Source organism: Streptomyces platensis (genome assembly GCF_008704855.1).
In the GTDB taxonomy this organism is placed as follows: Bacteria; Actinomycetota; Actinomycetes; order Streptomycetales; family Streptomycetaceae; genus Streptomyces; species Streptomyces platensis.
The window spans coordinates 7,650,846-7,668,727 of the sequence record NZ_CP023691.1 but is presented as its reverse complement, the minus strand read 5'-3'; the positions used below and the strand labels follow the sequence as shown (position 1 = coordinate 7,668,727).

The 17,882-nt window shown below is 69.7% G+C and carries 16 protein-coding genes; 11 read left to right on the top strand and 5 right to left on the bottom strand.

Annotation, left to right across the window (positions count from 1 at the left end; all coding sequences use genetic code 11):
- Positions 1 to 41: 41 nt before the first annotated feature.
- The 4 genes from CP981_RS33865 to CP981_RS33850 all read right to left on the bottom strand — a co-directional run bounded on the left by CP981_RS33865 (position 42) and on the right by CP981_RS33850 (position 3,124).
- Complete coding sequence (locus CP981_RS33865) at positions 42 to 1,187, bottom strand: trypco2 family protein (protein ID WP_143658804.1); 1,146 nt, start codon at positions 1,185 to 1,187, stop codon at positions 42 to 44.
- Positions 1,171 to 2,172 carry a caspase family protein gene (locus tag CP981_RS33860; protein ID WP_085922371.1) on the bottom strand — a complete coding sequence of 334 codons (1,002 nt, stop codon included), beginning with the start codon at positions 2,170 to 2,172 and terminating at the stop codon, positions 1,171 to 1,173. Before CP981_RS33860 ends, CP981_RS33865 begins: the two co-directional genes overlap by 17 nt.
- A gap of 4 nt (positions 2,173 to 2,176) precedes the next feature.
- On the bottom strand, positions 2,177 to 2,521 hold the full coding sequence (locus CP981_RS33855; RefSeq protein WP_085922372.1) for an effector-associated constant component EACC1: 345 nt from the start codon (positions 2,519 to 2,521) through the stop codon (positions 2,177 to 2,179).
- Between the two features lie 108 nt (positions 2,522 to 2,629).
- Positions 2,630 to 3,124, bottom strand: a complete 495-nt coding sequence (locus tag CP981_RS33850) for a MarR family winged helix-turn-helix transcriptional regulator (protein ID WP_425282186.1) — start codon at positions 3,122 to 3,124, stop codon at positions 2,630 to 2,632.
- A 246-nt stretch (positions 3,125 to 3,370) separates the two neighbouring features.
- Here CP981_RS33850 and CP981_RS33845 point away from each other — a divergent pair, with 246 nt between their 5' ends.
- The 3 genes from CP981_RS33845 to CP981_RS33835 all read left to right on the top strand — a co-directional run bounded on the left by CP981_RS33845 (position 3,371) and on the right by CP981_RS33835 (position 5,766).
- A complete protein-coding gene (locus CP981_RS33845; protein WP_085922374.1) occupies positions 3,371 to 3,883 on the top strand; it encodes a nitroreductase family deazaflavin-dependent oxidoreductase in 513 nt (170 codons plus the stop codon).
- A gap of 57 nt (positions 3,884 to 3,940) precedes the next feature.
- Positions 3,941 to 4,867: an immunity 49 family protein gene (locus CP981_RS33840; RefSeq protein ID WP_244329916.1), complete on the top strand. Its 927-nt coding sequence runs from the start codon at positions 3,941 to 3,943 to the stop codon at positions 4,865 to 4,867.
- Positions 4,868 to 5,094: 227 nt separating this feature from the next.
- Positions 5,095 to 5,766 (top strand): DUF4142 domain-containing protein, encoded by a 672-nt coding sequence (locus CP981_RS33835; protein ID WP_085922375.1) that lies wholly within the window; start codon positions 5,095 to 5,097, stop codon positions 5,764 to 5,766.
- Positions 5,767 to 5,835: 69 nt separating this feature from the next.
- Here CP981_RS33835 and CP981_RS33830 read toward each other — a convergent pair whose 3' ends face one another.
- Positions 5,836 to 6,978, bottom strand: coding sequence for a substrate-binding domain-containing protein (locus tag CP981_RS33830; protein WP_085922376.1), 1,143 nt, complete (start codon positions 6,976 to 6,978; stop codon positions 5,836 to 5,838).
- Between the two features lie 572 nt (positions 6,979 to 7,550).
- Between CP981_RS33830 and CP981_RS33825 the strand changes: the two genes are divergently transcribed.
- From CP981_RS33825 to CP981_RS33790, 8 genes are all read left to right on the top strand, one after another.
- Positions 7,551 to 9,917 carry a sensor histidine kinase gene (locus CP981_RS33825; protein ID WP_085922458.1) on the top strand — a complete coding sequence of 789 codons (2,367 nt, stop codon included), beginning with the start codon at positions 7,551 to 7,553 and terminating at the stop codon, positions 9,915 to 9,917.
- A 25-nt stretch (positions 9,918 to 9,942) separates the two neighbouring features.
- A complete protein-coding gene (locus CP981_RS33820) occupies positions 9,943 to 10,374 on the top strand; it encodes a roadblock/LC7 domain-containing protein (RefSeq protein WP_425282226.1) in 432 nt (143 codons plus the stop codon).
- A 151-nt stretch (positions 10,375 to 10,525) separates the two neighbouring features.
- The gene (locus CP981_RS33815; protein WP_085922378.1) at positions 10,526 to 10,942 is read left to right on the top strand and encodes a DUF742 domain-containing protein; all 417 of its coding nucleotides are present in this window, start codon (positions 10,526 to 10,528) and stop codon (positions 10,940 to 10,942) included.
- Entirely contained in the window at positions 10,890 to 11,504 is a 615-nt protein-coding gene (locus CP981_RS33810; protein ID WP_085922379.1) for a GTP-binding protein, read from the top strand. Before CP981_RS33815 ends, CP981_RS33810 begins: the two co-directional genes overlap by 53 nt.
- A gap of 261 nt (positions 11,505 to 11,765) precedes the next feature.
- Positions 11,766 to 13,580: a PKD domain-containing protein gene (locus CP981_RS33805; RefSeq protein ID WP_244329915.1), complete on the top strand. Its 1,815-nt coding sequence runs from the start codon at positions 11,766 to 11,768 to the stop codon at positions 13,578 to 13,580.
- 298 nt (positions 13,581 to 13,878) lie between these two features.
- Complete coding sequence (locus tag CP981_RS33800; RefSeq protein WP_085922380.1) at positions 13,879 to 14,838, top strand: LysR family transcriptional regulator; 960 nt, start codon at positions 13,879 to 13,881, stop codon at positions 14,836 to 14,838.
- Between the two features lie 212 nt (positions 14,839 to 15,050).
- On the top strand, positions 15,051 to 17,039 hold the full coding sequence (locus CP981_RS33795; RefSeq protein ID WP_085922381.1) for a collagenase: 1,989 nt from the start codon (positions 15,051 to 15,053) through the stop codon (positions 17,037 to 17,039).
- A gap of 193 nt (positions 17,040 to 17,232) precedes the next feature.
- Positions 17,233 to 17,613, top strand: coding sequence for a VOC family protein (locus tag CP981_RS33790; RefSeq protein WP_085922382.1), 381 nt, complete (start codon positions 17,233 to 17,235; stop codon positions 17,611 to 17,613).
- Positions 17,614 to 17,882: the final 269 nt, after the last annotated feature.

The window sequence follows — 17,882 nt, the reverse complement described above, 5'->3', positions numbered from 1 at the left end:
GCGTCGCCGAGCGGCCGAAGTTGGCCTGGACCGGCGTCCTTTTACATCCTGTCCGCCACGTCGACGCTCCGATAGGCAAGCTGTCGTGGCGTCAGCGTGAGCGTGAGCCGGTGCCTGGCGGGGGCCGACGCCTTCCCCGCGGCGGCGTCCGTGACGACCCAGGTGCGCACACCCGACCGTGCCCGGGGGTCGCGTTCCAGCTCGACGGTGAATTCCAGCTCGATCGGTCCCATGTCGAACTGGAGGTCACCGCCGTCGAACGATTCGGTGGCCGCGCGCAGATCGTCGCGTACGGCCTGCACCGCTTCGGTCAGGTCAATCCGGTTCCGGTCCATGCTCCGCTGCTCTCTGTGTGGCTGTATGACGTGGTCGACGGGTTCAACACGATGGATCTCTACATGCGCCGGGATGCCGGCCAGTCCCGACGTGGCCGAGTACGCATCGGCCTCCGCCGCCAGGTGGTAGGCGGACAGCGCTTCGCCCGCGACGTCCCCGGCCTCCCCCTCTCCTCCCGCCAGGACGGCGTGCAACTGCTGGGCCCGGCTCCGCTCCGCCGCCAGCGCCGTGTTGCCCCCTACGGAGAGCTGGTCGTACATCGCCAGGGACTCTTCCAGGGGGATCAGGGCCTGCTCCCGCTCGGACCCGGCGGCCAGCAGGGTGGCGAGGTTGTGCAGACCACGGGCCAGCTCCGGCGCCACGCTCGGGTCTTCCTCGAACAGCTCCCGGTAGCCCGTGATCGCCTGGTGCGAGGCATCGACCGCCTCCGCCGTGCGGCCCGACGAGCCGAGGATCAGCGCCAGGCATTCGAGCGCGTTGCAGCGCAACCGCAGCCCGGACGGCCACAAGTACGCCGGCAGGACCTCAGTGAACGCGAGACACTCCGCCAACACATCGACCGCCTCCTCGGCCGCCCCGAGCTCGGCCAGGCAGAGCCCCAGCTGAAGCAACGCATGCGCCGGCCCGGTGCCGACGGAGACGGAGGGGTAGCGGTCGACGAGTGCCCGGTGAATCCCCACCGCTTCCTGCGCGATGAGGAGGGCTTCCTCTCCTTCGCCGGCGGCCCGAAGCCGCTGACATGCGGTCAGGAGCCGGTCCGCGAGCTGTGGGCCGTAGGTCCCGAAGTCTTCCTCCGCCTGTGCGCGCAGCCGGTCGAGCTCCCCGCTCCGCTTCCTATCCGGCGTGCTCATCGTCACCCCCCATTGCCATGGCTTGTTGCAGCAGCGTCAGTGCCAGCGCGGAATCGAAGATGTCCGCGCTGCCCACCGGGGTGTGCCAGCTCATGAGTTTGGCCGGCCCGTCGCCGTGCGGCGCGACCGCCGCGGCGACCACGGTCTCGTCCGCCGCCGCCGGATGGCGGACGACCGCGGCCTCGGGCACCCCGGCAGGAACGGGATCGACGGCCGTCAGGCTCTTCACCAGCGCCAGCCGGCGGGCCCCTCCCATCGAGGCGATCAACGGCGCATGCCGAAGCTCTGCGGACATCATCGCCGCCTTTGTCCCGTCGAACACCGCTTCCAGATCACGCACTTCACCGGCCTGTGTGGCGGCCTTCAGCGTGGCGAGGAAGTGCCCCGTGAAGGCCGTGTGATCCGCCCCGTCCGAGTCCTGGGACGGCTGGTTGGGGCCGCTGGAGGCGATGACACAGACACCGTCGGCATGGTCATCGGGCAGCTCCTCGTCGAGCGGGATCTCGACCTCGGGTTCGCTGAGGCGCAGGTCGCCCGCACCGCTCAGCAGTCCCGTGGCGACCCCGCTGAAGCAGCAGTCCAGGACGATGATCCGGATCGCGGCCGGGGAGCTCCGGACCAGCCGGCGGACCGTCTTGTACGCCAGCCCCGTGGTTTCGATCGAATCAGGGCTCGACGACTGGGAGGCCAGATAAAGGTCGCCATCGACTTTCCAGCCGTGACCGATGTAGTAGAGCAGCAGTACATCGGTGGCGGACTCGGCCGCCCGTTTGATGGCGACCCGCATTCCCTCGCCGGTGCGCGGGTTGGAGACCATCCGGCACTTCTCACGGGGAAAGCCTCCGCCGTCGGACGGTGCGAGCACACTGCGCAGCCCCGCCAGATTGTGGATCGCGGCCGGCACCTCGGGAAACTCGTGGTCCTGGTACTCCGACACCCCGATCAGCAAGGCATACGAAGCGTCGAACCGCGGCAAACGAGCCAATGCTTCACTCTTCGTCGAGCTGCCGGATGACGCGAGCGATCTCCTCGGCGTCCGTCCCGCTCACCGTCACGGTCCGGCCGTTCCGCTCGAAACTCATGGCCAGCTGCGGGGCGTTCATCTTCTTCCACTGGGCGACGGTGTAGCCCAGGGACCCCGCGCTGAAGCCGGAGCCGACGATCAGCTGCACCAGATCGAGCACAAAGCCCAGTTCGCCCTCGACCGGCGCGGCACCGACCAGCTGCACCTCGGCGTGCCGGCGGGCGTCCGGTTCGTCGAGCAGCCATTGATGGAGACTCGCGGCCAACTCCCCCGAGGCATCGGCACCTTCACACCGGATCGTGATCTGCACAGGGAGCCTCCGGTCCACGAGCGAATGTGGTCCGAGCATAGAGCCCGGCGACGCGCCCGGACGGCACTTTGCCCACACCGCAACCGCCCTCACCTCAGCGACCGCGCCTCACCCCAGCGGGTGCTCCTCCGCCGCGTCCACGGGTGGTTCGCCACCCGCTTCGTTGAACGCGGTGAGTGCCTCGATGAGCGAGGCCCGCTGCGCGGGGGCGAGGCGTTCGACGATGGCGCTGATCTCGGCGCGGCGGCGGGCGGTGACCTCCTCGACCGTGCGCCGCCCCTCGCCGGTGAGCTGGAGCAAGGTCTCGCGGCGGTTGTCGGGGTTGGCCTGACGGAGCGCCAGGCCCGCCGTGATGAGCCGGTCCACCATGCGCATCGCGGTCGACGGGGCGACCTGGAGGAGCTCGGCGAGGGTCACGAGCTTGGTGGCGCCCCGCGTGGAGAGCACCACCAGCATCCGCAGCTGCGGCAGCGTCACCCGCTCCTCCACCTCGCCGAGTGACCGCGCGGACACCGCGACCAGCAGCCTCGACGCCGTGAGCACCGCTTGGGTCACCGCATCCACATCATCCATGCCCCTCGTGGGGGCCATGCGCTCCGCCATCTCCCCTTTCTACCGCCCGGAATCTTCCGGCGTCGTCATAGGACGCCGGAAAGCGCCTGGCCTGCGGCTCTTCGGACACTTGGCCCCTTGCCGCCGCCCGGCAATGCGCACTATGCAAAAGTTGCACGGGCCACAAACTGGTACGGGCCACAAACTGCTCTTCCGCCTCCCCTCCCCGTCCAGCGAGCGGCGGCGCCGGTCACCGGTGACCGAAGCGCCCCGCCTCCGGAAGAAAGGCAGGAACGCATGACACACCCCTTCTCGGCGCAGGGACGCCCACCGCTCCCCACGGGATGGCGGCGCTTCCTGGCGCGTCTCCCCATTCGCCTCTACCGGGCAGGGCTCGGCGCGCTCTTCGGCAAACGGCTGCTCCTGCTGCACCACACCGGCCGGCGCACCGGAATCCGCCGCCAGGTCGTCCTGGAAGTCATCGCGTACGAGCGGGAGGGCGACCGACTCAGCTGGACCGTCGCCGCCGGGTTCGGCCCGTCCTCCGCCTGGTACCAGAATCTGCGGCACTCGCCGCAGGCGGTGGTGCAGAGCGGCAACCACCGGTACACCACTACGGCCCGCTTCCTCTCCCCGGAGGACGGCGGCGCCCTGATGGCCCGTTACGCTCCGGCGCATCCGAGGCTGGCGCGCCGACTGTGTTCCTTCATGGGCTTCGACGTCGACGGCAGCGAAGCCGCCTACCGCCGGGCGGGGCAGCGCATCCCGTTCGTACGCCTTGAGGCCTCTCCCGGGCCGCCGCGCGGGTGACCCGGGGTCCCTGGCTGGACACCTGCGGTGTCAGTGGCGGCTGCCAGGATGATGCTCATGACGATCAAAGACGTAGCCCGGCATGACGTGAGTGAGCAGCGGATCGCACAGGCGCTGGAGGACATCTGGGGGCGGGCCTTCAGCCGCTGGCACACGATGCAATACGACTGCTACTCCGATGCGGAGCTGGCGGGAATGCGCGACGAACTCCTCGACCACATAGCCGCCCGCACGGTGGCGGACCCCGAGCCCGGCACCGCCCCGTCACGCGTCGTCCTGCGCACCGCGGCCGAGTGCGCCATGGGCCTCCTGGACCTCGGCTGCTACCCCAACGGCGACCAAGAGATCTCCTTCACCCTCATTGACGAGAAGCTCAGCAGCGAGGACACGGACTTCGAGGCCGTTGTGGAGCAGGTGGCCACCGCGGAGAGCTGGCTGGCCGCGTTCGCACTGTCTGTGATCAGCGGCATGGTCTGGGAACGGGACTTGGTCATCGGGCTGCTGCTGCGCGGCGACATCGCGCCTGACATTCACCGTGGTGTGCCGCACTCGAAGCTGGAATCGAAGTCGGATCCGGATGAGCTGGCGGAAATGGACGCCTTGTGCGGCTACCTCACCCAGGCGGAAGGGCATCTGCCCCGGCACTGGCCGTCGGTAGCACTGTGCAAGCCGACTGCCGGCGAGCGCGCCGAGGCGAAGCGGCAGCTGGACATGCTCGATGCGCTGACGCCGGATCAGCGCCTGCTGCGCGTGCTTTTGGAGGATGACCAGTCGGCCTTCGAGCGGGCGCTGGAGCAGCGTCTGGTGCAGCACCGGGAGAGCGCACCCTTCGATGCGGCACCCCGCAGCCTCCTGCCGCACAAAACCATCGCCCTGGCCGCACTGGCAGTCCAAGTACACGGCTGGGACCTGCGCGTCCGGTCCGCCTACCTGCCGCCGGCCATGCTGAGTGCCCCTGAAGGCGCGCCGTCGGTCAGTGGCTGAACCGGCGCCCTCACCGCTGTCTCAGGCACTGCCTCAGCATGAGGCGCAAGGCCCCCTGCGCGCACGAGGAGGCGGCATGGTAGCTCATCGTCGCCGGCCGCCCCAGGGATTTGCGCATCGTCGCTGAATCGATTTCTTTGCTCAATGCAAACGTTAGCGTGACCGTGCCCCAACAGCCCCATGGGCGACAGCGCTCCAGCGACCCTCGCGCGCAATCAGGAGGCACGATGAAATCCCATGCACGCAAAGCCCAGCCCACAGCGAGCCGTGGCCGTCTGATAGCCGCCGCGGTCGCTCTGCTCGCGGTCATCGCGAGCGTATCCGTGTGGCTCGCACAGAGAGACAGCTCCGCCGACGAGTCGCACTCGGCCCATCTTCCGGCCGCGAACGCGGCCCTGGCCGGGCCTCAGGGAGGCAATGCGGGCGCACTCAGCGCCCTGGACAAGACCTTCCTCACCAAGGTCCGGCAAGCCGGGCTGTGGGAGATGCCGGCGGGCCGGCTCGCTCAGACGCACGCATCGAGCGAAGCCATCAAGCGCGCCGGTATGCACCTGCTGGAGGGGCACAGCAAACTCGACCAGCTGGCCCGTGAGGACTCCGAGGCGCTGAGCGTGCCCATCCCCGACGAGGCCACCGCCGAACAACAGGGCTGGGTGGACCAGTTGAAGGACGCCCGGGGCAAGGCGTTCGACCAGCTCTTCGTGGACCTGCTCCGCGCCTCCCACGGCAAGATCTTCATCACCATCGGCGAAGTGCGCGCCACCACGAAGAACACCCTGATCCGGCGGCTGGCCACCCAGACCAACAACACCGTCCAGGACCACATGGACGTACTGGAGGACACCGGCCTGGTCACCGAGACGACGCTGGACGATGTCGCCTCGACCATCCCCAAGTGACCAGCCGCCGAACGGATTTGGGCGCGGCCCGGGAAGCCGCGCGCCTGCCGGGCGGCACGGGTCCAGAGGTCAGTCGCCCCAGATCTTGCGGTAGGCCTGGCGGTAGCCCTCGGAGTCCCAGGACAGTGCGCCGCCGCTGTTGGTAGCGGTGGCGATGTGGACGGGGGCGACGTACCCGCTGTCCGGGGCGCCGGTGAAGGCGCGGTTGAACTCGTCGACGATCTGCCAGCCCTGTTCGGAGAGCGGCTCGGGCACGGTGGCGGCCTGGAACTCCTTGCCGTTGACGCGCTGGAAGGCCGACGGATCGCCGTCACCGGCACCGATGTTGAACGGGGCGCCGGCGCCGTCCTTGCCCGCGGCGCGCAGCGCGGGCGCGGCGTGCTGGAAGTACAGGTCGTTGATGGCGGCGGAGTAGGTCCACTTGCTGCCGAAGCGGGACATCAGGGAGCGGACTTCCTTGATGGACCGGCGGTTGACCTCGGGAATGGGCAGGTTCGTGTAGCTCAGCAGCTTGGTGCCTGAGCAGGTCGCGAGTTCCTTCTTGATCAGATCGGACTTGTGCTTCGCGAACGGCACCGTGGCGTCGGTGAACAGGACGACGCCCGCGCGCCCGTTGGACCGGGCGATGATCCAGTCGGCGCTGATCTTCGCGACATCCTCGACCCGGGAGGTGACGTTGCTGAAGAGCTTCGGTTCCTTGCTGGGGCCGGGAGCCGGGGCGGCGTGCCAGCCGATCAGCGGAATTCCCTCAGAATTCGCCTTCTTGACCTCTGCCGGGGCGACACCGGGGTCGAAACCACTGATGACGATGCCATCCGGCTTGAGACGGAGCGCCTGCTTGAACGCGGCCCGCTGACCGTCAGGCGTGCCCTGGCCGTTGAGGGTGCGGGCGTGCCATCCGGCGATCTTGGCGGCTTCCTGGACACCTTGGGCGACTCCGGCGACGCCGGGGTTGGTCAGGGTCTGAGCTATGTAGACGACGGTCTTGCCGTGGACGGCTTTGGGTCCGGTGGTGGGTCCCCGCCAGGGCGCGTTGACCGCTTCGGCCTTCTTGACCGCCTGCTTGGCCTTCGACAGGACCGTGGGGCATCCGGGCTCGGCGGAGGAGTCCCGGTGGGACGCGGTGGCGGCGGCGCCGGGTTCACAGCCGGCGGAGGTGGCCATGACCAGGAGTGCGGCGGCGGTCACGACCGCCTTGCGGGTGGGGTGCACGGGTCTCCTCGCAGGGCGGGATGAGGATACGGGTTCGGGGTGGGGGGAGACAGGTTACGGGTGGCGGTGCTCGGCGGAGCAGCCGCCTTCGGGAACGAATGGCGCATCCCTCCGGCACACGTTCCCGGTGCGGAACGGGCCGCTCCGTGCGCCCCGCTCCCCGCGGAATCCGGCCAATCATCCCATCCGTCGGCACTGCTCTCCGCCGGGGAGGCAACGGGCCAAACATGACAAAGACTTGAATACCACCTGGCCATTGGTCGTCATGTGTTGCATGCGCGTGCACAAGCGGTAGTGTTCACGGCCGGTCGGGCATGTGGCGCAATCTTTTCGTTCGCGTTCGAGCGAAACCCACAAAGCGTCACTTTCCCCCCATCGTCAGCGGTCGGCAACAACAACACCTCGGTCACCGCTCAGGAGCACGTCGTAAGGAGGCCTGGGTGTCTGTGGACACAGTGGACCCGTCACACGAACCGGACCGGTCCCGGCGTTCACCGATGAGGCCGTGGTTCGGTCCGCAGACGAGCGCGCTTCTGGACCGGTGGCCGTTCCGGCGGAAGCTCAATGTGCTGGTGATCGCGCCGGTCGCGGTCGTCGGCGTACTGCTGGGCATCGGCGTCACCACGCAGATGAACAAGGCCCTCGACGCCGACCGGACCTCGGAGCTGGTGCGGGACAGCGAGCAGGTCACCAGGCTGATCAACGACATCCAGGCCGAACACCGGCAGGCGCTGCTGCTGTCCGTGGAACAGGAGTCGACCCGGCCCGGTGCCGCCCTGCCGTCCACCGCCGCCTACCGCCGGGCGCAGCAGGCGACCGATGAACAGGTCACCGCCGTGCAGTCCGCGTTCGGGCCGGGCCTGCCGAAGGACGAGGCGCGGGCCCTCGACTACATCCGGGGCCTCGCGGTGCTGCGCGACAAGGCCGAGCGGGGCTCGGTTCCGGCCGCCGGCATCGACCCCGCGTACGCCGCCGCGGTCGACTACCTGATCGACGGCATCGGCCTGGACCGCTTCGTCGGCACCTCGTCGTCCTCGGTCACGAACCTTCTCGACACGGTGCTGCGCGCCGACGCCGCCCACGCGGCCTTCGAGAGCGGGGTGTTCTCCGCCCAGACGCGGGACGCCAACGCGCTCACCGAGTACACCCGCGCGGTCGGCGCCCACAAGCTCTACGACGAACAGACGCAACGCTTCGGCCGGATCGCCGACCCGGACCAGATGCTCCGCCTCGGCGGGATCGAGCGCGATGCCGAGGAGAACGGCATCGAGGCCCAGTTCGCGGAGCTCCAGATCGACCCCGGCTCCCTCCAGGGCCAGAGCCCGCAGCAGCTGCGCAAGGCGATGGCCGCCGGAACCCGGCAGGCCGGCGCCCGTCTCGACATCACCCGGACGCTGATCGAGCAGATCGCCGACGAGGCCGACAGCCTCTCCGCGAGCGCCCTGCGCAACGCGCTGGCGATGCTCGGCCTCGCCCTGCTCGGCTTCACCTCCTGGCTCACCTTCTCCGTGCTGGTCCGGCGCTCGGTGGTCCGCCCCCTGACGGCCCTGACCGGCGCCGCCGAGCAGGTCGTCGACGTGGCCGGCGAGGAGCTCGCCAGGGTCGAGGACGACGAGTCGCCGGAGCGCGCCCCGCTGCGGCCGCAGCCGATCCCCGTCCCGGTCCGCGACGAGATCGGCCACCTGGCCGAGGCGTTCAACCAGGTGCAGGTCACCGCTGCGGCGCTGCTGGAGCGGCAGGTGCTCAGCCGCCGCAACGTCGCCGAGATGTTCGGCAACGTCGGACGCCGGGTCAGCAACCTCACCTCGCGCCAGCTGATGCTGATCGACGCCGTGGAACGCGAGGAGACCGACCCCGACGTCCTGCAGCGGATGTACCGCATCGACCACATCGCCGTACGCCTCCAGCGCAACGCCGACAGTCTGATGCTGCTCGCCGGAATCCGGGACCCCGAGGTGGAGGCGCGGCCGACCACCCTGGTCAACGTCATCCGGGCGGGGCTCGGCCAGATCGAGGGCTACCAGCGGGTGTCCCTGCGGTCCGAGACCGAGGTCACCGTCGGACCCGACATCGTCGACGACCTCACGCTGCTGCTCGCCGAACTGCTGGAGAACGCGGTCTCGTTCTCGCCGTCCGACACCCCCGTCGAGGTGGTCGTCCGGCCCGGCACCGACATCACCGCGGACGGCGGCGCGCTGATCGAGATCATCGACCACGGCCTCGGCCTGAGCGCGGAACGGCTCGACGAGGAGAACGCCCGGCTGATCCGCCGGGAGCGGCTCGACCTCGTACCGACCAAGGTCCTCGGCCTGTTCGTGGTCGGCAGCCTCGCCCGCCGCTCGGGCATCCGGGTCACCCTGAGCCGTACCCCGGGCGGCGGCGTCACCGGCACCGTCTGGCTCCCCGCCGCGCTGCTGCTGGCCGTGCAGCCCGCCGGCACCCCGTCCACGGCAGCGGACGTCACCGGGGACCGGGCCGCGTCGGCTCCCCCGGCGACCCCCGAGCCCGAGCCCGAGTCCACCGCCCCCGAGCCCGAGCCGGCCCCGGCCACTCCCCTGCCGGTGCGGACCCCCGCCACCCTGCCCGAGCGGCGGTCCACCGCCCCGGCGCAGCCAGGCGAGCTCCCCCGGCGCCTCCCGCAGCGTACGGACGAGGAAGAAGCCGGCGCCGCGTCCGGGCCGCGGCCGGCGGACTCCGCCCGCCCGCTGCGACGTCGGGTCCGGGGTGCGACGCTCACCATGACCACCCCGCCGCCCGACCGAGCGGCCCAGGACGTGCGGACGCCGGTCGACGCCGACGCGGTCCGCTCGGAACTCGACGAATTCGAAGCCGCCGTACGCCGGGCGGAGCAGGAAACCGCTCCGCCCCCGAGGGACTCAGCGTCCTCGCCACACCAGCAACCCCGGAAGGAGTCGGGCAGTGAACACGCCGACAGGTAAGAGCGGTTCCGAGCGTGCGGAACCCATGGATCTGACCGCTGCCGCGGCCGACTTCACCTGGCTGCTCGACCGGTTCGCCACCCAGACCGCCGGTGTCGTCGACGCCATCGCGGTGTCCTCCGACGGACTGCTGATCGCGGTCTCCCAACTGCGTGAGCAAGCCGACTCCGAGCGGCTCGCGGCGATCGTGTCGGGTGTCACGAGCCTGGCCGCCGGCGCGTCCGGCAACTACGGCCTGGGCGGTCTCAACAAGGTCATCATCGACCTGGAGAACGGCCATGTCCTGGTGTCGGCCATCGGCTGCGGCGCCGTCCTCGGCGTGGTGACCTCGAAGGAGGCGAAGCTCGGCAACATCGCCTACGAGATGACCCTCTTCGCCAACCGGGCCGGGAGCGCGCTCACCCCCCAGCTGGTGCTGGAGCTCAAGAAGAACGCCGGCGCCACACCGGCCCGCTGACCGTTCCACTCCGCGGAGGCGGGATCAAGGTGCTGAGAAGAGGATCATGATGGCCGCCGGTGAACCAGGACCGGACGAGGGTGGGGGTCCCCCCTGCTCATGGGGGTCCCCCCGCTCGGGCGAAGCCGAGAGTGGGGGAGGAGCCGAGAGCTTGGGGGAGGGCAGCGCCCCGGGCCCGTCGGAGCCGGTCGGCCGTGCGCCCGCGATCCGGCCGTTCCTGCTGACCGCCGGCCGGGTGGCGGGGGGCGGCACCGGCCCACCGCTCCCGGTCGAGACCCAGGTCGTGGCGACCTCGTCCGGACTCTCCGCCCTGGGCTCGCTCGCCTTCGAACAACACGACATCGTGGCCGCCTGCCGACGGCCGCAGTCGGTGGCGGAACTGGCCGCGCGGCTGCGCCTGCACCTGAACGTGGTCCGGGTGCTGGCGGAGGACCTGCGCGCCGCCGGACATCTGGCGGTCCACGTCCCGGACGTCGGCACAACCCAGGATATTTCCGTACTGCGAAGGGTAATTGATGGTCTCCGTGCCGTCCCCGACTCACGGGACACACTCCGTGACAGCGGTTGAACAGCCGCCGGTACCGGTCAAGCTGGTCATCGCCGGCGGCTTCGGCGTCGGCAAGACCACGGCCGTCGGCGCGATCTCCGAGATCCGGCCGCTGACCACGGAGGCCGCCATCACCGAGGTCGCGGCGGGCGTGGACGATCTCACCCACACCCCCGGCAAGACCACCACCACGGTCGCCATGGACTTCGGCTGCATCACCATCGACCCGACGCTGAAGCTCTATCTGTTCGGCACGCCGGGCCAGGACCGCTTCGGGTTCATGTGGGACGACGTGGTCGAGGGCGCGCTCGGCGGTCTGGTCATCGTGGACACCCGCCGCCTGGACGACTGTTACGCCGCGGTCGACTACTTCGAGCACAAGGGCATCCCCTTCGCCGTCGCCGTCAACGCGTTCGACGGCGAAGTCCACCACAACCTCGATGAGGTGCGCTGGGCGCTGGACGTCTCCGACCACGTCCCGCTGGTCGTCTTCGACGCCCGCAACACGGGCTCGGTCCGGGACGCCCTGCTGGTCGTACTCGAAGTCGCCCTGTCCCGCGCGGAGAACACCGTGGCGGGCTGACCCCCTCACCACCGCCGCACCCACTCCCCCACCACCGCCTTGGCGCAGGCGCGTCGATCCCCGGCCGCGCCGCGCCCACCCGAGCCCCATGACTACCGGTAAGTGATCAGTTTCACTCGGTACGGAACCCCACCCGCTGACCATGCCGCCCTCCCGACTGCCATGATCCCTACCGATGCGGAATCCAGCTGATTCCGCACGCACCGAAATGACGGCGAAATCAGGGGTGTTGGCGTGAAGTTAGCGTGGTCGTGGCGGGCTGTGCGACAGCGGACGGGGACCGGCGCGAGCCCCGTCCCGAGCGGGCCGGGGGTGGACGCCCGGGCCCCTCGCGCACGGGCGGCGGGGCGTTTCGCGGCGGTCGGCGCGGTCGCGGTACTCCTCGGCCAGCTCCTCGGCGGACACCCCGCCGTGGCCCAGGCCGGCGCCCTGCCGGGATCGGCGTTCCCCCTCGTCCTCGACGTGGACATGACCCCGAATCCGGTATGCAGTGGCCCTGTGCACGGCCGGGTGCAGGTCTACGACCCCGCCGCGGCGAAGGGCGGAGCGACCGTGGAGTGGCGGGTACGCGCCGGTGCGAAGCAGCTGGCCGGCGGGCGTCTCGCCATGACCGCCGGTGTCGGCACGGCGACGTTCGACATCCCCTTCGACCAGGTGCCGGCAACCGAGACCGCGTTGCAGATCGACGCCCGTACGGCCGCCTCCGCCGAGGACGAAAAGCCCGGCCGCTACGGCAAGGTATGGCGGGACACCCTACGCCGCGGATGCGACCCGGTGCGGGTGGCCTCCGTCGGTGACTCGGTGGTCTGGGGGCAGGGCCTGGACCACGACCAGAAGTTCCCCTATCTGACGGGTCAGATGCTCGGCCGGGAGACCGGCCGGGGCCATCAGCAGCTGGACTACTCGATCTCCGGCGCGGTGCTCGACGCACCCGAGCTGCCCGCGGGCAACAAGGACGCGGCCTGTCTGCGCAGCACGGAGAAGCAGGACCCGGACGGCGACGGGGAGATGGAGTTCGGCGAGGTCACCCAGCAAATGCCGGATGTGTTCTGCCAGTTGGAGAAGGCGGGCGCACAGGCACGGGCGGGCGGCTACGGCCTCGATCTGGTCGTGATCAACGGGTGCATCAACGACCTCGACCCCTTCTTCGGCATCGGCGTCGGTATCACCCCCGGCTCGGAGCACCTGCCCGAGGCGGTCAAGCGCGAGTGCTCCGGCGTCGGCGCGGCCCCGGAGAACCCGGCGAAGGACGTGCCCTACTTCAGCGGTGCGAAGGTCGGCTACGGCGGACGCGGCATGCAGGCGGCCATCGAGAAGGCCCACTCCCTGCCGGGGCACCCGAAGGTGCTCGTGGCCGACTTCTACTACGCGCTGAGCCGCAGCAGTTCCCCGATCCCGCTGAAGCGCTGCTCGGTCCCGGGCATCACCGCGGCGCGGCTGCTCTCCTGCAAGGGCGCCCTCGGCAGGGTGTCCGAGCGCTACGAGCAGTACACCCAACTGGCCAATGCCGCCTACCGGCAGGCCGCGACCGCCGCCAACAAGGCGTCCTCGGACGGCCCGTACGCGACGGCGGCCGACGGACTCTTCACCGTGGACAATGCCGTGCTCACCCCGGACTCCAAGGTCTGGGGCACCCCGGTGACCGACCCGGCGTTCCCGCTGCGCACACGGGCCTGCCCCGAGCTCAGCGCCACTCCGGTGCAGTGTCTGAGCGCGGCCGTCGGCCACCCCGACATCGAGGGCGCCCGGCAGTACGCCGAGTCCTTCCTCCTCAACCCGAGCCTGCGCGAGTGGTTCCACCTCCCCCGGCAGGGCCCCCGGGCCCAGCTCAAGGTCCCCGAGCACGCGCACGTCGGCAGTGAGGTGCCCCTGTCGGTCACGGTGGACGGCACGGCACCCGCCACCGGATACCGCTACCACTGGTACTTCGGCGACGGCACCCAGCGGGAGACGGACGAGGCGGCCGTCACCCACGCCTACGACCACAAGGGGCCTTGGCTTCCACGGCTCGTGATCACCGACCGGGACGGCAAAAAGACCCTGGCCGAGACCCCACGGGCACTCACCACCGACTGACGCACCACGCGCCCGGCACACCACGAACTGACGCACCGCGAACTGGCGCAACCACTAAGGGAAAGCACCGTCCAAGGGGCGGCTCGCAGACGCGGGCCGCCCCTTGGCGCACGTGCAGCGCGTCCGCTTCGAGGTCTCCTACGTCGCGAAGAAGCTCCCGGCTCTGGCGCGAGCGGCCCGAGAACGATGAGGTGGGCTTCCACGTCGAACAGTCGGACGAGGGCCGCGCGCCCGGCACCGCCCCGTGATGGCACGGGACGGCACGGACAGCAGCTGCGCGGACGGGAGGAGTGCGGGCATGGAGTTGGAGCTTCGGCACCTGAGGGTGCTGTGTGCGATCGCCGACGCCGGGAGCGTGGGCCGGGCCGCCTCGGACCTGGGGTACTCACAACCGGCCATGAGTACCCAACTCCAGCGGATCGAGCAGCACTTCGGCCATCCGCTGTTCGTCCGGAACACCTCGGGTGTGGAACTGACGCGGTACGGCACGGAGGTCCTGGCGCAGGCCCGTGACGTACTGGCCCGCGCCGCGGCGATCGGCCGCCGGCCCGCCCCGGACGGTACGAGAACCCGCCGGCCCCTCCGCCTGGCGGCAACCAACTCGCCGGTCCTGGCCGGCATGCTCATCCGGCTCCGCAGTCAACTGCCCGAGCTGGCGCTCACCGTAAGCAGCGTCTATCCCTCCTCGGAGATCGTCGAGCTGCTGGAACACGGCGAGGTGGACGCCGCCATCGCCGCGGACTACCCCGGCCGGGAACTACGGCACTCAGCCACCGTCACACACCGCGGGATCGTCACCGAACCGTCCTTCGTCGCCCTGCCGGCCGGCCACCGGCTCCGGCACTGCCCCGAAGTGACGCTCGCCGATCTGGCCGACGACGCATGGTTTCTGACCCCGGACGACGGGGCCGGCTGGCCGGGAGTGTTCTACGCGGCGTGCCGGGCGGCCGGATTCACCCCGGCGGCGGTGCACGAATTCCTGGGCGATCAGCAGCAGTTACAGAACATGATCGCCGAAGGAATCGGTGTCTCCATCGTGCAGGCCACGCTCCGGCCGATCCCCGACGTCCTCGTCAAACCGCTGGTCGGCACGCCCCTGTGGTGCCGCTATGTGCTGGCCTGGCGCCGCGAAAGCGCCGCCGACGAGGTCGCCGACACCCTCTTCGGCTCCGCCGCCGCGGCCTACCGGGCACTCATCGCCCAGTCCCCCCATTTCCGGACCTGGGCCTCCCGAACCTGGAGCGTGACCAGACCGTAGGACTTGGTTCAGCACCAGGCAATCCACCCAACGCGCAGCTCCAGAACGGCAGTTGCGGGCCATCGCCCATCCATCCCCGCCTCCCCGGATGTTATGACGAACCCACCCCAGGTGCTATGTCACACCTTATTGTCGCGATCGGTGTGCGCTGAGAAGGTGCCACTCACGCCTCAGCTCGATCCCGAGGCGCATCTGTCCACGAAGGAGCATGGATGCGCTACCGCTTCCCCCTGCCCAGATGTGCGGCCGGCGGCCTGGCCGCCTGCCTCGCCACCGTCGGCCTGCTGGCCTCACCGGCACTGGCGGCCCCACACTCGCCGACCGCCGACCGGCTCGTCCCCGCGTCCCGGACCGCCTCCCACCCCGTACCGCCGACCGGCCCGGCAGTCGGCACGAACGAAAGGTCCGCGCTTCAGGGCCAACCGCGTGGCATCGCCCAACTTCCCCCGCTCAGCGCGAAGAGTCCCCCCACTTCTTCGACTGCGGCGGGCCACCGGAAGGGCGCGGACCACGGTTCCGCGGCGGCGTGCAGCCCGTCCGACTTCGGCAGCCGGACCGGCCCCGAACTGGTCACCTTCATCGAGGCCTCGACCACGGACTGCGTCAACACCCTGTTCAGCGTCACCGGCAAGGACGGGTACAACGTCTTCCGCGAGGACCAGATGGTCACCGTGGCCAACGCCTTCCAGGGCAGGGCGACCACATATCCCGGTAACAACTCGGAGCACGCCTGGCAGCTCGTGCTGTTCCTGCGCGCGGGCTATTACGTGCAGTCCAACCACCCGGACGACGTCGGCGACTACGGCCCGACCCTGGCGACGGCCTCCCGGGGCGGCCTGGACGCGTTCTTCGCCAACTCGCACTCCAAGGAGGTCACTTCGGACAACGGCGACGTCCTGGGCGAGGTCATCATCCTCTCGGACAGCGCCAACGAGCAGGGCCGCTACCTGACCACCTACAAGCAGGTGCTGAGCGGGTACAACAGCTCCTACGACGACATCCCCAGCATGCTGGCCGCCGTCAATGACGTCTACACCCCGCTCTGGCGCGGGAACTGGAACCCCGACTACGTCAAGGCGGTCACGGCCGATCCCAGCATCATCGACACCCTCAACACCTTCGCCCTCGCCCACCTGGACATGCTGGGCACCGACAACTCCTACCTCGACTCCAACGCCGGGATGAACGTCGGCCGGTACGTCGAACACGCCGCGCTCCAGGAGAAGGTCCGGCCCCTCATGAAGGGCCTGCTGGACGCCTCGAAGATCTCCGGTCCGACCGCGCCCCTGTGGGTCACCGTCGCTTCCCAGGCCGACGCCTACGACAAGGCCAACTGCTCGTACCTCGGCGTCTGCGACCTGTCCGACCAGCTGACCAAGGCGGCCCTGCCGACCACTCACAGCTGCGACGCGACCCACACCGTCAAGGCGCAGTCCCTCACACCCGAGGAACTCGACGCCACCTGCGCCAGCGTCCTGGCTCAGGGCGCGTACGTACAGAACCTGGTGAAGAACAACGGTCCGATCCCCGGCCAGTACGAATCGACCATCGACCTCGTCGTGTTCGGCAGCCGCAAGGACTACCAGACCTATGCCGGGGCCATCTTCGGCGTCGACACCAACAACGGCGGCATCACCATGATCGGGGACCCCGCCAAGCCCGACAACAAGCCCATGTCGATCATGTACCAGCGGAGCGACGACAACGGCTTCCCGGCCCGGATCTGGAACCTCAACCACGAGTACACGCACTACCTCGACGCCCGTGACGACATGAAGGGCGACTTCGGCCAGCAGACATCGGTCCCGGACATCTGGTGGATCGAGGGCCTCGGCGAGTACATCTCGTACGGCTACCGCAAAATCACCAACACCGAAGCGGTCACCGAGGCCGGCAAACACACCTACAAGCTGAGCACGCTCTTCCAGAGCACCTACGACAACAGCGACGTGACCCGCACCTATCCCTGGGGCTACCTCGCGGTCCGCTACATGTTCGAGAAGCACCCCCAGGACATCGCCACCATGCTCGAACACTTCCGCACCGGCGACTACGCCGGCGGCTATGCCGTCTACAACACCGACATCGGCACCCGCTACGACGCCGACTTCGACTCCTGGCTCACCACCTGCGCCTCAGGCGCCTGCACCACCAAGGCGTCGGCAACATCCACACCTTCAGCACCAAGGCCTCGCGCCTGACCCGACCGTCCATCTGAGTGAGAGTTTCGGCCCCGGGTGCTTACTTGCCCCGGGGCCTCCTCCGTCGAGTGGACCAGTACCGGAGGACCAGGACCAACGGCCGATCGCGCGCCCGCTGGCCGGGGCTATACGTTCCTTGTGCAACCATCCGACGGGCCCTGTCCGGGGTCCGCACGTCCCCGGGGGAACTCCCATGCGCGTCACCGGCTTCGACCACCTTGTTCTGACCGTCGCCGACATCGAACGATCGCTCGCCTTCTACTGCGGGCCGCTCGGTCTGGAGCCGGTTCGGGTGGACGACTGGCGCGCGGGCGCTGTGGCCTTCCCCTCCGTGCGGGTGAGCCCGACGACCATCATCGACCTTGTGCAGGGGCCCCGCGAAGGCTCCAATGTCGACCACCTCTGCCTCGTCGTCGAGCCCCTCGACTGGCAGGAGGTCATCGACTCGGGCGAGTTCACCGTGGTGGACGGCCCCGGACCGCGCTTCGGTGCCCGCGGCGAGGGCCAGTCCCTGTACGTCAACGACCCGGACGGCAACACCGTCGAGCTGCGTTGGTATCCGCACGACGCATAGAGGGTGGCGACCGATCTGCATGGGCCCCCATGCTGGGGTTACCCCCACTCCCAAGCGGTGGACCGCCGGATAGGCAACGGCATGTACGTGCGGCAATCGTGTCCTCCACGGGCTTCCGCTTGCCTGGCCGCGACGGAGCCCCGGCCTACAGTGCCGGGGGCCGACAGCCCGTCAGGCAATCCGGAGGCCACCTGAAGGATCGCTAAGGGGGAACAGTGGACCGCTCCACGAGGCGCGCTCTCTCGCGTCGTACGGTACTGGCCGGCGCG

Coding starts and splice junctions, on each gene's coding strand:
- CP981_RS33865 (WP_143658804.1), bottom strand. CDS start 1,187: ATGAGCACGCCGGATAGGAAGCGGAGCGGGGAGCTCGACCGGCTGCGC.
- CP981_RS33850 (WP_425282186.1), bottom strand. CDS start 3,124: ATGGCGGAGCGCATGGCCCCCACGAGGGGCATGGATGATGTGGATGCG.
- CP981_RS33845 (WP_085922374.1), top strand. CDS start 3,371: ATGACACACCCCTTCTCGGCGCAGGGACGCCCACCGCTCCCCACGGGA.
- CP981_RS33840 (WP_244329916.1), top strand. CDS start 3,941: ATGACGATCAAAGACGTAGCCCGGCATGACGTGAGTGAGCAGCGGATC.
- CP981_RS33835 (WP_085922375.1), top strand. CDS start 5,095: ATGAAATCCCATGCACGCAAAGCCCAGCCCACAGCGAGCCGTGGCCGT.
- CP981_RS33820 (WP_425282226.1), top strand. CDS start 9,943: ATGGATCTGACCGCTGCCGCGGCCGACTTCACCTGGCTGCTCGACCGG.
- CP981_RS33810 (WP_085922379.1), top strand. CDS start 10,890: ATGGTCTCCGTGCCGTCCCCGACTCACGGGACACACTCCGTGACAGCG.
- CP981_RS33800 (WP_085922380.1), top strand. CDS start 13,879: ATGGAGTTGGAGCTTCGGCACCTGAGGGTGCTGTGTGCGATCGCCGAC.
- CP981_RS33795 (WP_085922381.1), top strand. CDS start 15,051: ATGCGCTACCGCTTCCCCCTGCCCAGATGTGCGGCCGGCGGCCTGGCC.
- CP981_RS33790 (WP_085922382.1), top strand. CDS start 17,233: ATGCGCGTCACCGGCTTCGACCACCTTGTTCTGACCGTCGCCGACATC.